Source organism: Shewanella sp. (assembly GCF_013214165.1).
In the GTDB taxonomy this organism is placed as follows: domain Bacteria; phylum Pseudomonadota; class Gammaproteobacteria; order Enterobacterales; family Shewanellaceae; genus Shewanella.
Window position 1 is genome coordinate 1 of the sequence record NZ_JABSSM010000093.1, and the last position, 14,182, is coordinate 14,182.

Consider the following 14,182-nt stretch of genomic DNA (forward strand, 5'->3'; position numbering starts at 1 on the left):
CACTTGAGGTTGGTTAGCCTGCAGCCATTTTCTGGCTTTACGTACCGTATCGCAGTTTTTGATGCCGTAGAGGGTCAAGGTGGTTACTCCATTTAGAAAGCAGGTGTTCATGCCTATGCTACTCATGCCAATGCTACTCATGTAAGTGAGCAGGTTAACTCACCAGAGGCATGAATGGTTATTTACACGCATTGTGGCATTGCCATGCAAAGGACTCAAGCATCTAGTGCGCTTACGCGTAAATAGCTTAAACATGGTTAATATTTTATCAAAATCAGCTCGGTGAGCCGTGAATACACAAAGCAGGTGAAGGTTTCTCAAATCTGGTTAGCCACAATAATTAAGAGATATTGGGCTCTCCTTAAGCTTGATAACTGTGGGTGGCAATATTGATGTGCAGGATTGTGACAAGAATGAACCAGTACCCAGTGTCGTCTTGGTAGACCTCACGACCCAGCACGAAGGATTGGTTGCACTAGCTGCTAACGATGGAAGGCTAGGGTGAAGAGGGCTAGAGGTAATACTGTGAGTAGCTTCATTGAGAGTAGTTGGCGATGATTATGACTTTACAATGTTCGACTGCCAAGTACATACTTTGATTCCTGACAATAATTAAGTGATTGTTTTTGTGCTAAAATAAACAGTTGGTTGTATTTTTCATAAACATTGCTTTTTTTTATTCGAATAGAGGTTTGCATGACATCGGAAGTTAAACTTGATTGGTCAGAGCCGAAGAAGATTGATCTGGGTGATGGTAAGTTTGAAACCTTGCCAGCCGATAAACTACAGCGTCAGCAGTATGCGGATTTCATTGCTGACTTTCTTGCAAAGCAAGGATTCGACGAAGTATCTGGAGATCGGAAAAACTATGTACTGAATCTTAATGCGGAATGGGGTTCTGGAAAAACGTACTTTCTTCGCAGATTATCAGAAGATTTAAAGATACATCACCCTGTTGTTTACTTGGATGCTTGGATGCTTGGAAGCAAGACTATTCAGAAGACCCATTGATGACAGTTGTTTCTTCAATGATTAGCCAATTAAAGAGCCAAGCAAGATTAACTGATGTCGATGAAAATACATTTGAAGCTCCAAAAAAGCTATTGGGCCTATTGAAAGCTGCTGCACCCAGCATTGCAGGGGCTCTTGTAAAAAGGTATGGCGGATTTGATCCTATTGAACTTTGGGAGAATAGTGAAGCTGAGGATGTGCCACCAAAAACTACTGGTGATACTGATTCGAAAGAAGTGGATATGAGTGTAACAGCTTCTCAAATGGTTAAGGAGCTACTTCGTCAGCATGAAGATAAATCTGAAGCGATTGAGAGCATTAAAGTTAATGTAGAAGACTGGGTTGAAGCAGTCGTTGGATTGGACGCTGCTAGAGATGATTACAATAGAAAATATCCAGCATTTGTATTTATAGATGAATTAGACCGCTGTAGACCTAGTTATGCAGTAGAAATGCTGGAAGTTATTAAGCATATATTTGATATTGATGGTGTTGTTTTCATTGTCGCCACGGATACTGCACAATTACAGCATGCAGTTAAAGCCATCTATGGAGAAGGGTTTGATGCTAGAACATATTTAAGTCGTTTCTTTAATAGCAGGTTTACTCTAAGGCAGCCTTCTATAGATAGTCTGATCTATGCCCACTGTGATTGTGAAAAGCTTTCAGGACAATACCTAAAAGAAAAACGTATTGTTGTGTGGCCTGAGTGTGAGAGCTACGAGCATAATATAAGTAATATCAATTCTGTAATTTCATGTTTTGGTCTTCCAGCTAGAACCGTAATTCAGATAACAGACAGGATTATTGCTATTTTCGATCATATGAAAAGTGGTAGTAAAGTTGACTTGTTGATGTTAACAGCACTTATGTGCCTTAGAGAAAAACATGAAAGTTTATATGAAGCAGTTATATCTCATAAGTTTGGACTTAGCGAATGGTCAAATGGCAATCAGATTAAGCTAAATAGATATTTAACTCAGAACTATGATATTAAAAATAGAACTATCATGCTTAATGTGGACACTAATGTGCCTTTCGACTCTCCATGTGAACAGAGCCTAACTCAGTACCATGATGGTGTATATAAAGCTAATTTGTCGCATTATATGAAAGATATTTTCAGCATATATTTAAAATCTGTGGAATCCAGTTTTTCCGGCAGTGGGCAAATAGGGCGTCATCATTCAGCACACATACCACTTAAAGAGAAGTTAGCTCAAAAGGTATGTACATATCCAGCTAACAGTGACTCATATGAAAATGAAGATACTTCAAATGCGTGGTTGGATTTCTACCATAGTTTACACAAACTCGAAGATGTCGATATTACCTATTATCAAAATTTAATTGAGTTGGCTTCTGCTCTTGAGTGGGATGACTAGCCATACTTTAGGTCAATTATAACCACTACCAACGAACCTACTCTTGTACACACTATCTGTTGGTAACCATATGTTTAATAAATGGTTTATTAAAAGTCGAGACCTCTCAACCTAAAAGTGAGACCTCATAAAGTGAGATCTCATAAAGTGAGGCCTCTAAACATTACTTCTTTTAATCATTACAGAACTAGAGAGAAACATTACTTAACTAAAGATATAGGGCGAACAATAATTAATCATTCGCTATCGGTATGAAAAGACAAAGCGTCAGGCAGATAAACGCTTCGATGTCCTTACTGAGGTCCAGTGGTCGATAAATGATCTGACAGACTGATTATTTGAGGTAAAACAGTGGAAGAGTAGGGAGGAACTAGGTACGGGAACAACTAGGACACCCATAGTTATTCTCACCTTGCTTTGCTCTGACAAACCTAGGATTGAGTTAGGCTGCCGCCTTTGATTGACGCCACTATAAATGCGCTTGTATCTGTTGGTCGTTTGCTGCTTGATCTTAGTGCCTTTCCCGTGAGCGTAGCGTTCTCTTTTTCCTAGCCCGTCATCCGTCATCCGTCATCCGTCATCCGTCATCCGTCATCAGTGAGCGCAGCGTTCCGGTATCTTTTTCTATGAGCACAGCGTGCCGTCATCCGTGAGCGCAGCGTTCGTCCTATAAGTCTCTCGGCCTAGGCGGCCTCAGTGCCCCTTCACTGGGTTTAACTCCAGTGAAGGGGAATGACATCTGTGAAGGGCTAGCGAAGGGCGTTTAGAGCACGACGGTGAAGATGACATCCTTGCCAGCTTCGATGGAGCCTTGCCTTTTATCCAAGCTTTGAATGTCTTCCATGTTGGCGAGGACGACGGGTGTCAGTAGGCTCTCGACTTGATCTTTGAGGTAAGCGAGATCAAATTCTAAGATGGGGTCGCCCATTTTTACTTCCTGGCCTTCTTCTGCCAGGCGTGTGAAACCATTGCCGCGTAACTCCACCGTGCCGACGCCGAAATGCACGAACAGCTCCAGTCCTTGAGGTGATTCTATGCTGAATGCGTGGTTGGTCTCGAATATTTTTCCTATGGTGCCATCGATTGGCGCGACGATCTGTTTGCCTTTAGGATTGATGGCCAACCCGTCGCCAACAATTTTCTCGGCAAATACCACATCGGGTACATCTTCAATTGGGACTATTTCGCCTGATACGGGGGCATATACATCTATGCCTCCAACTAGGTCGGTTTGCCCTGACATTAATCGTCTTATACGGCTTAAAAAACCCATTTATTGTCCCCTAGTACAATTTTTATCTTATTGTTATTACTTTTATCATCACCAGCATACTGAATAATATCGGCTAGTAACAGTGTGACACATAATCATTTAATTCATCTAATCTTTGTATCGATAATGCTTGTTGGCTCCATTTTTGATAAGTCGCTAGGGTGTGATTGCACAGTGAAGACTTAAGCTCCAGCAAGGAGGACGGGCTGACACTCAGTTCATCTAATCCCATGCCGACCAGAATGGCAGCGACATTGAGATTGGTGGCGAGTTCACCGCACAGAGAAATAGGGATCCCCGCAGGCTTAGCCGTGTCAATCGTCATCTTGATGAGTGTCAATATGGCCGGTGATAGCGAAGGGTAAGCCTTAGTTAGTGCCGGATTGGTTCGGTCTGCCGCCATGGTATATTGGGTGAGATCGTTAGTTCCTATGCTAATAAAGTCGAGTCTGGGAAGCATAGAGGCTAGGTTAAGTACCGCGGCCGGCGTCTCTATCACTATGCCATAACTGAGATCGCCATATCCTCGCTCCTCGTCTACCAGTTCTGTCTTACATTCTTCTATGATGTCGAAAAGCTTGTCCAGCTCTTCCACTTGATTGATCATGGGAAACATTAATCTGATCTGACCATGGTTGGCGGCCCTGAGTACGGCCTTCAACTGGACTTTGAGCAGCTCAGGGTGAGCGAGTGAATATCTGGCGCCACGAACACCCAGTGCTGGATTGTCTTCTGCTGGCATGGACAGGCAGGGAAGCTCTTTATCTGCACCGATATCTAAGGTTCTTATGGTGAAAATTTTACCATCTAACAGCTGCAGCGCATCACAATATAATCTGTATTGCACTTCTTCCGTTGGCATCTCACTGGCGTTCATCAACATAAACTCGGTGCGAAACAGGCCAATGCCATCGGCGCCAGCATCGGATAAATGACCTATCTCACTCAAGCATCCCACATTGGCTAGCAGGGCGACTCTGTGTGAGTCCTTGGTGACCATAGGTCGGTTTTTGTATTTCAGTAGCTGAGCTTTTCGTAAGGTGTCATCTTTACCGAGTTGCCTTAGTTGGGCCAGAATTTCTGAGTCAGGCTTGATGTGCACATTGCCCGATAGGGCATCGAGGGCCACCGCTTGATCATCCTTGAGAGTCTCATTTCCCTTGATAAGGTCAAAATCACAACTGAGTAAGGCCGGGATCCCGGCGCCTCTGGCCAGAATAGCGGTATGGCTGGTGAGACCACCAGTTTTCAGCACTATGCCGTTAATCTTATCCAGGGGCAGTGTGGCAAACTCGGCTGGAGTGAGATCATAAGCGAATAATATGGTCGGTCCATGGAGGTTTTGCAGATCATGTTTGATGTTGCCGTTGATTACCGATATCAAGCGACTGCCCAGACACGCTATGTCTTGAGCCCTATCTGCAAGATAAATGTCTTCCATGGCTCTTAGTTGATCCGCATGTTGAGTGAAAATACGCTGCACTGCGACACTGGCGGTAAATTGTTGCTCGGCAATGGATGCCTGTAATTGCGCGATAAGCTCATCATCTTCTAACAGTAAGATATCGGCTTCGATCAGCTGATAATTCTCACAATTCTGGCTTAAACCTTGTAAGCCGATAGCCAATGAGGTGACAAACTGTGCTATCGCTGTGGTGAGCTTGGCTTGCTCGGCTGGAATTTGCTCTAAGGCCAATACTCGGTAATCCAGTTCGGTGTTGTGTTGCTTCAGTATTCTGGATTGACCGAAGGCGATACCCGATGACACGACAATTCCCGCAATGGACATACTGTTTTCCTATGAACGAATGACTTGATGCTGCATTGTTTAGCTGAGCGTGACTAAAAGCTCTGAGACGCGCTCAACGGCTTGCTCTGCTTCAGCGCCTTCGGCAAAAACTCTGACAGTGACGCCATTATATAATCCCAAGGTTTGCAGCTTGAACAAACTCTTAGCACTGGCTTGCTTCCCATTACACTCGACTAAGACATCACATGTATAGGTTTTGGCTTCTTTAACCAGCAGCGCCGCGGGTCTGGTATGAATACCATGTGTAGCCGTTATAGTGACTGATTTTTCGTACATAGCAAAGACTCTTAAAATTGGACTAGAGGGCGTTATACCAATCGGTATTAGTATTCGGTGATGATAAAGTTATTTTTCTTTAATGCCGTGATGGCTTTCGCGAGTTTGTCTTTTTTCACCAAAATATAATCGGTATCGAAGGTTGAGATGGCAAATATACTGATCTCAGCATCAGCCAGAGTGCCGGAGACACTGGAGAGAATACCTGTCATAGAGAAGCCCAAAGGACCAATCACTTCGAAGCAGCGCCAACCTCTTTCCTCTTCTATGCTGTCTAGCGTCACATGTGTAGGCACGACAACGGATAGCTCATCCTTGGTTTTTCCCACAAAAAACATCTCTTGTTGAAAAATTACTGGGGCGATAGGCGCATCCGGGCTGAAGCTATGTATGCTGTAGACTTGAGAATGAACTGCTAACGTCATCCGCGCCATGATTATCCGTTACCTAATATTGTTGAAATTAGAGTCAGTAGTTTACCATAGTTATTGGCTGCAGTTTTTATGCAAAAGTAAGCATCATACAATTATGCTGAATCATTCTCGTTATTGATAATCTATTTACAAAAAATTTATTGATTCAATAGCTTAATCTTAAATTCGCAGGGTATTGTAGATTATATCTGTTAATTTATTGTTTTCACTTTGATTTTTTTGTTGATTGGGCGCAAAATTGATGATTATTCTTTTTGGGTTGGCCTCATGACTACAACACCCCTTGTCATCACATCCGATGACATTTTACTCAAGCTGTGTAATTCAGTATCCCATGTCTTATCCAGTACCACGGCAAGCCAGGTGACACACGCCGCTATGGTGCAGAGCATTACCCGCACTTGTCTCAAACCCGATCTCGGCTGTTTCTCTATTTTTGATGGGGGTTTCTCGGGATTAGTGGTGATTAATTTCTCGGCCCCTGCTGCCATCGAGATCTATCGCGCTTACATGAAACAGATGGGCATGCCGGAATCTGAGCTGGCTTTTTCTCACACATCCGATGAAGTCGCCGATGTGATGGGTGAGTTAATGAACCAGATATTGGGCGACTTTATCAATAAGGTTAACAAACAACTACAGACATCTATTAACCAGAGCCAGCCTAAAATGCTGACCATTAATAAAGAGCTTACCATCTCTATCGATACCAATTTAGATGAGGCCGTGGCGCGAAGAGTGTCGTTTCGTACGCAAAATAATCATATATTTTATCTTGAATTTGCCATGGATAAGACTGAGTTTATCCAGCTTAAAGATTTCGATGCCGAAGAGGAGTTTGATCTCGATGATCTTTTGGCCGAGCATGGGCAAAATCATCAGGGTAAGCCTCAGGCTTCTCCATCCGTTAAGGTCATGGATAAGTCGATCGCTGAGGAAGCCGATGACCTGCTTAGTGAACTAGGACTTTAATGGCTGTTTCATTGCAGTATAATCAGGCCATAGGTAAGAGTATGGCCTGCTCACTGGCTAACAGGGTCTAGCATCCACCTGCAATAATGGTTAACTTTAGGGTTAGCATAAAAACAATAATAAGGTGCTTTGTTAAATGGCATTGAAATCAACTTCGATAGACATAGCATATCGCGCAGGCGTATCTCAATCTACAGTATCTCGGGCATTGAGAAATAGCCCATTGGTGAATCTTGAAACCCGTGAGCGGATCCAGGCCATAGCCAAAGAACTCAACTATAAAGTCGATAAAAATGCCAGTAATTTACGCACACAAAACAGCAAGACCCTAGCGTTACTTCTGTGTGAAGACCCGACCAATGATGATTCACTGATCAATCCATTTTTCCTCTCCATGTTGGGGTCTATAACCAGAGCCACGGCTCAGCAGGGTTACGACCTGCTGGTGTCATTTCAGCAGCTCAGTAGCGACTGGCATGGTGATTATGAAGACAGTAATAAGGCCGATGGCATCATATTGCTCGGCTACGGTGATTATTTGGATTATGAAGCCAAGCTGGAAAAACTCTTAGAGCAAAATACCCATTTTGTTATTTGGGGAGCGGAGCATAACAACCAGTCTGTCTTGTCTATCGGCTGTGATAACTTTCAAGGGGGCCTGATAGCGACCGAGCATCTATTGTCGCAAGGCCGTACTCGGCCCGCCTTCTTAGGCGACTCGAGCAGTCATAGCCCTGAATTTAGAGACAGGTACTTGGGCCATAGCAGGGCGATGAAACAAGCTGGAGTACCTCTCAATAAGAAGTGTCAGTTCAGTGCGATAAGTACCGAGGCATCAGGTTTCGAGGCGGCAAATAAACTGCTCGATTCGGGATTGGCGTTTGATTCGATTTTTGCTGCCAGCGATCTCATTGCCATCGGCGCTATTCGGGCGTTAAAAGAGCAGGGGATTTCAGTTCCGCAGCAAGTATCCATCGTTGGCTATGACGATATACCTGTGGCAAGTTTCGCTAATCCTCCGCTGACGACCATTAAACAAAACACTAAACTTGCTGGTGAGATCTTGGTTGATAGTGTACTCAAGTTGATCAGAGGTGAAGCTGTCAAAGCCCAGCTGATCCCAACCAGGCTAATTGTCAGAGAGTCGACGACGGCCACTGGGGGGTAAGTTCAGGTTCTGCTTTAACTGACCTTGCTTAAGAAGCGATTGACCTGAGCCTTAGGTTTTCGAGACAAGTCCTGCATCAAGGTAAAACTCGGATCTGAGATGTTATGTTCGTTGCGCATATCATCAAGCATCTGCAACCAGAGCTTAGCTGTCATCTCAGAATCGGCCAATGCTCGGTGAAATACACCATCATTTTCAATCTGTTTATATTCAACCAGGCCACCGAGTTTATGGTTGGGGGCATCTTGATATAAACGACGTGCTATCAACATGGAACAGGCAAATTCCCCACCATAGCTTTCATTAATGGCATCGAGTTCGGCATCTAAGAAGCGCTGATCGAACGAGGCATTATGCGCTACTAGGTTATGATCGCCGATAAAGTCGGCGAAGCGCGCCATCACCTCTTCACACGGGGCCGCATTGGCCAGCATAGCGTTTGAAATACCTGTGTAACCTGCAATGAAGCCACTGACACGAAAACCTGGATTCATCAATTCCTGAAATGTATCGACGACTATGCCATCTTGTATTCTGACTGCGCCAATCTCTATGGCTCTGTCGCCTTGGTTAGGGGAGAGGCCTGTGGTCTCGAAATCTAGGATGATGACTGAGTCGGCTGCTGGTATGGTCATGGGGATAGAACCTTAGTTTAATTTTATCAAAGGAAGACAGAAAATAACGCCCAGTTATTGCTACTTCTTATTATACCGGTATCAGTGTTTTAAACAAAAAAGCCCGCGAGTTGAGTCGCGGGCTTTTACATGCTTAGAAAGCGTGCTAAAAAGTAAAATTATCTCTTAGCTTCAGCTGCTTTTCTTTCTTTAACATCAGCGATAACTTTCTCGGAAATGTTGTTTGGACACTGACTGTAGTGAGAGAACTCCATAGAGAACTGACCACGGCCCGATGTCATAGTACGTAGTGTACTGATGTAACCAAACATTTCAGATAACGCGACGTCAGCCTTGATGCGAACACCAGTAACGCCAGCCATCTGATCTTTGATCATGCCACGGCGACGGTTAAGATCACCAATAACATCACCAACGTGGTCATCTGGAGTGAACACGTCAACGGCCATGATTGGCTCAAGAAGCTTAGGATCCGCCTTTGGAATTGACTGACGGAATGCGCCTTTAGCAGCGATTTCGAATGCGATAGCTGACGAATCAACTGCATGGAAAGCACCATCACGAAGTTCAAACTCAACGTCAAGTACAGGGAAACCAGCAACAGTACCGGTACCCATCAAGCTCTTGAAGCCTTTCTCAACAGCAGGCCAGAATTCCTTAGGAACGTTACCACCAACCACTTTAGAGGTAAATGTTAAGCCAGTGTTGGCTTCGCCTGGGCGGATAACGTAGTCGATCTTACCGAACTGACCAGAACCACCAGACTGCTTCTTATGGGTGTAGCTATCTTCAACCATCTGAGTGATAGTCTCACGGTATGCCACTTGTGGCTCACCGACGATTAGCTCAACGCCGTAAGTACGCTTAAGGATATCAACCTTAATGTCTAGGTGAAGTTCACCCATGCCTCTAAGGATGGTTTCGCCTGAATCTTCGTCAGTTTCAACGCGGAAAGTTGGATCTTCAGCAATCATCTTACCGATAGCGACACCCATCTTCTCACTGCCACCTTTGTCTTTAGGTTTAACAGAGATTGAGATAACTGGCTCTGGGAATACCATGGCTTCTAGTGTACAAGGGTGCTTAGGATCACATAATGTGTGACCAGTCTGCACGTTCTTCATACCCACGATAGCAATGATGTCACCCGCTTGTGCTGAAGATAACTCGTTACGCTCATCGGCTTGCATCTCAACCATACGGCCAACACGCTCAGTCTTACCTGTGAACGAGTTAAGGATGGTGTCACCCTTGTTAAGACGACCCGAGTAGACACGTACGAAGGTCAGGGCACCGAAACGGTCATCCATGATCTTGAATGCAAGTGCTTTAAATGGCTCATCGGCAGAAACGATAGCGAATTCACCATTTGGCTCGCCTTCTTCGTCGGTAAGCGGCTGTGGATCAACTTCTTGTGGCGCTGGTAAGTAATCAACAACGGCGTCAAGCAGAAGCTGCATGCCCTTGTTCTTAAATGCTGAGCCACAGTATGTTGGGAAGAAATCGATGTTACGAGTACCTAAACGGATACAACGCTTGATGTCTTCGATAGAAATCTCTTCGCCTTCCATGTAGGCTTCTAGCAAATCGTCGTCCTGCTCTAGGGCAGTTTCGACTAGCATTTCACGGTATTCTTCTACTAGGTCAACCATGTCAGCTGGAACATCTTCAATCTTATAGTTTTCAGCTTCGCCAGTCTCGTCCCATATCCAAGCCTTACGAGTCAGCAGGTCAACCAGACCACAGAACTCATCTTCGATACCGATAGGAAGTACCATGACGATCGGGTTAGCACCCAGTACGTCTTTAGTTTGCTTGACGACATTTAGGAAGTCAGCGCCCATACGGTCCAACTTGTTGACGAAGATGATACGAGCAACTTCTGATTCGTTCGCATAACGCCAGTTAGTCTCAGACTGAGGCTCAACACCGCCGCTACCACAGAATACACCGATGCCGCCATCAAGGACCTTAAGAGAACGATAAACTTCTACTGTGAAGTCAACGTGGCCAGGGGTGTCGATAACGTTAAAACGGTGATCTTTCCAAAAACAACTTACAGCAGCAGACTGAATGGTAATACCACGCTCAGCTTCCTGTTCCATGAAGTCAGTTGTTGATTCGCCATCATGAACTTCACCGATCTTATGGATTTTACCGGTAAGCTTTAGGATACGCTCAGTTGTGGTGGTCTTACCCGCGTCAACGTGAGCGAAGATACCAATGTTTCTGTACTTTGATAAATCAGTCATTTTTCTACTCTAATTGGAGTTACGTTCTAAAATTCGGGGGGAAGTATATCAACACTTTGAGAATATCTTTATAGATATTTATTAAAATCCGCTACTTTCGATTAGATAAGCCAATTAAATGCGCATTATAACTAGGCGCACCTTGCCTGTATGGCCTGCTATGACTGAGTTGTGTCACTGTCAGACTAAAATTGTAAAAGCCAATTTACACTTATATCATTTTTACTGAATGTGAGTTTAGTTCAGTACAATTTCATCTGTTTAGTCGCAATTGTCAGGTTAAAGCCTCCTTTTTTATGATCTTATCGAGCGTTTATAGGGATATTTGTTGCTAGTATCGCGCAAATTTTTGATGGCTTTATTACTCTGCATCTGCACTTAGGTGAACTTACACCGGCAATATTTCTTAGAGATTATTGGCAGAAGAAACCTCTGGTTATTCGACAAGGATTCAAAATTTTTTAAGACTGACTCACGCCCGAAGAAATGGCGGGTCTTGCCTGTGACGACATGGTCGAGTCTCGTCGCGTCTATAAAGAGCGACGGCCATGGCAGGCAGAGTGTGGGCCATTCGAAGTTATGAGCATCTGGGCGAGTCGGACTGGACTCTTGTGGTTCAAGGGTTAAATAATTGGGTGCCCAAAGCTGATGAATTGATTCAGTATTTCTATTTTATTCCTCGTTGGCGTTTAGAGGATGTGATGGTCAGCTACGCGACCCCTGGCGGCGGTGTTGGACCGCATATTGATCTATATGATGTGTTTATCTGTCAGGGCTCTGGCCGTCGTCGTTGGCAGGGTGGCGATCGCGGTCAACATAAGGAGTTTGCCGTGCATCCAGCACTGCTGCGCACGGAAGCATTTGAGCCCATTATAGATGTCGAGTTATTGCCAGGTGATATCTTATTATCTGCCACCGGGTTTTCCTCACGATGGGGTGACACTGGCAGCGTCCATGAGCTTCTCAGTGCCGCTATGTTCGAGCCCTGGCTTAAAGATGCAGCCTTTATCGATATGCTCACCACCTGGGTCAATGCCGGCTTCTGGTATTTTCAGGAGAACTAGGCAGTTGAATAGTATAAAATGGAGCCATAAGGCTCCATTTTTGTTAGAGTATTTATATTATTCGTCTTTTGGTGTGCTCACAAAGACGATGTCTTAATATCTCATCGAAGGAGAGCCAACTTTGGCGATTGAACACAGCGAAATAATGGCAGTTTTAAGCTCATTGGAGTGCCGCACTAACTTTACCATCAAGAAAATCACCGAGTATATGTTGCCGGAGCTCAAAGAGCCTGTCTATCTTCACGGTAGGGACAAAGATTGCCAGCTGGTGATCAGGCCGGCTTATGAGGTGTTTCTTACGGATCTCAGCGGGCTCGAGGGAGTGAAACACAAGCAGGGTTATTTTCATAATAATGAGATGACGCGTTTTCCTAAGCGGGTACAGAAGAGTCTCAACGGTATTCATTATGGTTTGGCGTTCAAATTTGAAGATGAAGCTGCAGTTAAACGATTCATCAAGCGTCTGATCGGCATCATTAATGGCGACTAGTGTTAAAAATGATCAGCGGTTAATCGTCGATAGGATCACTTATTAATGAATAATAGTGCCACATTTGATAAGCGGTTAATCGTCGATAGGATCATCTCAGGGCTCGAACTTGCCAAACAGTCAGCCATGGCTGCGGCGAAACAGGCCCACGAAACCGCCACACACACTGAAACCGTGGCCAAGAGTAAGTATGAGACTTTCGGTCTCGAAGCCTCATATTTGGCCCATGGGCAGGCTCAACGCGTCGCAGAATGTGAAGTTGAGTTATTGGCCTATCGATCATTGAACTTAGCCTGCTTCTTAGATGATTCCGCTATAGACATATCTGCCTTGGTGACCCTCGAAGACGAGCTGGGAATAGAGAACACCTATCTCATCGGTCCCGGCGCACCGGGCATGAAAATCGCTCTCGAAGCTGACAATAATACAGACATTGATTTAGCGGCAGGGTGTCATAAAAATTCAGACAAACAGCGGCAGATGATCACCGTCATCACGCCATCATCTCCCTTGGGACAGTCACTCATGGGCAGGTATCTTGATGATACCGTGCGGCTCAATATCGGCGAACAGCCTAAGGTTTATGACATCACTGGGGTGGAGTAAACCCGCCTCTAGATTGCTTGTCGTTATTGCTGTTGAATGAATTTCGTGCTGTCGGGTTAGGCGCATTCTCAGGGGGACGTGTCCCCCCTTTTTGAGTGCACCTGTCGAAGGCCGGTATGGTTATTGAGACGCTATAGTCAACTATTGAATCGCTAATCTCTCAACTTAGCATCCACCACAGGGTAGTGATCCCAGACACGTTTATCCGTTAGGGAACGTACTAGCTTGATGTATTCTGCATGAGTCCAGGCGAGCGGGGTGGCCGAGTTGGTCCCCTGGCCATGTCGATAGCGATAGCGGCTAGGGTCGCCTACGCTGTCCCACACCTGCTCCGGCAACATCAGTCCTTGGTTGGCAAAACTCTCCATTCCCTGCACATAAGTATCGACCAGCTCCCTTTGACGCTTATCGGTTAACGCATTATTTTCGATGGCCAGAGCCAGCTCATAGTGGCCACGCTCACCGGTGAAGAAGGGCCATACCCGCCCCCTCTGGTGGGGTGTGTTCGCGCCGTTTTCGGCATAACTCGCTCCGGTCTCGGTATCTTCACCGTAACCATCGTTGCCATAGCGTCGGAAGCCAGGGAACTGACTGCCATCTTTGGCGGTGAAGCTGTATCTGATCCTAAGGTTGTCATCCAGTTGGGTATTATCGATCAGGGCCAGGGTCTGCCTGATCACCCTATCATCTGCCGGGATGACACCGAAACGGACCAACTCGAGGAAGCCTGCGTCTAAGATGAGTCGTTGATCTAACCCAGCTCTGCCATTGTTATCACCGAGTGTCGTCGCTTCATTAGGCTTACC

The 14,182-nt window shown here is 45.2% G+C and carries 13 protein-coding genes and 1 pseudogene; 7 read left to right on the plus strand and 7 right to left on the minus strand.

Features of this window, described 5'->3' with window-relative positions; all coding sequences use genetic code 11:
• The first annotated feature begins 696 nt into the window (after positions 1–696).
• Entirely contained in the window at positions 697–1,011 is a 315-nt protein-coding gene (locus tag HRU42_RS18365) for a P-loop NTPase fold protein (protein WP_295033219.1), read from the plus strand.
• Positions 1,011–2,396, plus strand: a complete 1,386-nt coding sequence (locus tag HRU42_RS18370; RefSeq protein ID WP_295033221.1) for a P-loop NTPase fold protein — start codon at positions 1,011–1,013, stop codon at positions 2,394–2,396. Before HRU42_RS18365 ends, HRU42_RS18370 begins: the two co-directional genes overlap by 1 nt.
• 763 nt (positions 2,397–3,159) lie before the next feature.
• Here the strand turns inward: HRU42_RS18370 and crr are convergent.
• From crr to HRU42_RS18390, 4 genes are all read right to left on the minus strand, one after another.
• Positions 3,160–3,669: a PTS glucose transporter subunit IIA gene (crr, locus tag HRU42_RS18375; protein ID WP_295033223.1), complete on the minus strand. Its 510-nt coding sequence runs from the start codon at positions 3,667–3,669 to the stop codon at positions 3,160–3,162.
• 73 nt (positions 3,670–3,742) lie between these two features.
• Complete coding sequence (ptsP, locus tag HRU42_RS18380) at positions 3,743–5,458, minus strand: phosphoenolpyruvate--protein phosphotransferase (RefSeq protein WP_295033225.1); 1,716 nt, start codon at positions 5,456–5,458, stop codon at positions 3,743–3,745.
• Between the two features lie 39 nt (positions 5,459–5,497).
• Positions 5,498–5,755 carry an HPr family phosphocarrier protein gene (locus HRU42_RS18385; RefSeq protein ID WP_112352931.1) on the minus strand — a complete coding sequence of 86 codons (258 nt, stop codon included), beginning with the start codon at positions 5,753–5,755 and terminating at the stop codon, positions 5,498–5,500.
• 47 nt (positions 5,756–5,802) lie between these two features.
• Positions 5,803–6,189 carry an ACT domain-containing protein gene (locus HRU42_RS18390; protein WP_295033227.1) on the minus strand — a complete coding sequence of 129 codons (387 nt, stop codon included), beginning with the start codon at positions 6,187–6,189 and terminating at the stop codon, positions 5,803–5,805.
• Positions 6,190–6,456: 267 nt separating this feature from the next.
• Here HRU42_RS18390 and HRU42_RS18395 point away from each other — a divergent pair, with 267 nt between their 5' ends.
• The gene (locus tag HRU42_RS18395; protein WP_295033228.1) at positions 6,457–7,161 is read left to right on the plus strand and encodes a DUF3334 family protein; all 705 of its coding nucleotides are present in this window, start codon (positions 6,457–6,459) and stop codon (positions 7,159–7,161) included.
• A gap of 136 nt (positions 7,162–7,297) precedes the next feature.
• On the plus strand, positions 7,298–8,329 hold the full coding sequence (locus HRU42_RS18400) for a LacI family DNA-binding transcriptional regulator (protein WP_295033230.1): 1,032 nt from the start codon (positions 7,298–7,300) through the stop codon (positions 8,327–8,329).
• A 14-nt stretch (positions 8,330–8,343) separates the two neighbouring features.
• On the opposite strand, the gene HRU42_RS18405 is transcribed toward HRU42_RS18400, so the two are convergent.
• Entirely contained in the window at positions 8,344–8,964 is a 621-nt protein-coding gene (locus tag HRU42_RS18405) for a PolC-type DNA polymerase III (RefSeq protein ID WP_295033232.1), read from the minus strand.
• A gap of 158 nt (positions 8,965–9,122) precedes the next feature.
• A complete protein-coding gene (fusA, locus tag HRU42_RS18410; RefSeq protein WP_295033234.1) occupies positions 9,123–11,216 on the minus strand; it encodes an elongation factor G in 2,094 nt (697 codons plus the stop codon).
• Between the two features lie 366 nt (positions 11,217–11,582).
• On the opposite strand from fusA, the pseudogene HRU42_RS18415 reads away from it, so the two are divergent.
• From HRU42_RS18415 to HRU42_RS18425, 3 genes and pseudogenes are all read left to right on the plus strand, one after another.
• Positions 11,583–12,185 (plus strand): annotated as a pseudogene (locus HRU42_RS18415) (cupin domain-containing protein); the annotation flags it as partial.
• Between the two features lie 216 nt (positions 12,186–12,401).
• The gene (locus tag HRU42_RS18420) at positions 12,402–12,770 is read left to right on the plus strand and encodes a hypothetical protein (RefSeq protein ID WP_295033236.1); all 369 of its coding nucleotides are present in this window, start codon (positions 12,402–12,404) and stop codon (positions 12,768–12,770) included.
• Positions 12,771–12,815: 45 nt separating this feature from the next.
• Positions 12,816–13,376, plus strand: coding sequence for a transcription elongation factor (locus tag HRU42_RS18425; RefSeq protein WP_295033238.1), 561 nt, complete (start codon positions 12,816–12,818; stop codon positions 13,374–13,376).
• Positions 13,377–13,528: 152 nt separating this feature from the next.
• Here the strand turns inward: HRU42_RS18425 and HRU42_RS18430 are convergent.
• On the minus strand, positions 13,529–14,182 hold a 654-nt coding region (locus HRU42_RS18430; protein WP_295033240.1), incomplete at its 5' end, for a glycoside hydrolase family 15 protein.

Coding starts and splice junctions, on each gene's coding strand:
- HRU42_RS18365 (WP_295033219.1), top strand. CDS start 697: ATGACATCGGAAGTTAAACTTGATTGGTCAGAGCCGAAGAAGATTGAT.
- HRU42_RS18370 (WP_295033221.1), top strand. CDS start 1,011: ATGACAGTTGTTTCTTCAATGATTAGCCAATTAAAGAGCCAAGCAAGA.
- crr (WP_295033223.1), bottom strand. CDS start 3,669: ATGGGTTTTTTAAGCCGTATAAGACGATTAATGTCAGGGCAAACCGAC.
- ptsP (WP_295033225.1), bottom strand. CDS start 5,458: ATGTCCATTGCGGGAATTGTCGTGTCATCGGGTATCGCCTTCGGTCAA.
- HRU42_RS18385 (WP_112352931.1), bottom strand. CDS start 5,755: ATGTACGAAAAATCAGTCACTATAACGGCTACACATGGTATTCATACC.
- HRU42_RS18390 (WP_295033227.1), bottom strand. CDS start 6,189: ATGGCGCGGATGACGTTAGCAGTTCATTCTCAAGTCTACAGCATACAT.
- HRU42_RS18395 (WP_295033228.1), top strand. CDS start 6,457: ATGACTACAACACCCCTTGTCATCACATCCGATGACATTTTACTCAAG.
- HRU42_RS18400 (WP_295033230.1), top strand. CDS start 7,298: ATGGCATTGAAATCAACTTCGATAGACATAGCATATCGCGCAGGCGTA.
- HRU42_RS18405 (WP_295033232.1), bottom strand. CDS start 8,964: ATGACCATACCAGCAGCCGACTCAGTCATCATCCTAGATTTCGAGACC.
- fusA (WP_295033234.1), bottom strand. CDS start 11,216: ATGACTGATTTATCAAAGTACAGAAACATTGGTATCTTCGCTCACGTT.
- HRU42_RS18425 (WP_295033238.1), top strand. CDS start 12,816: ATGAATAATAGTGCCACATTTGATAAGCGGTTAATCGTCGATAGGATC.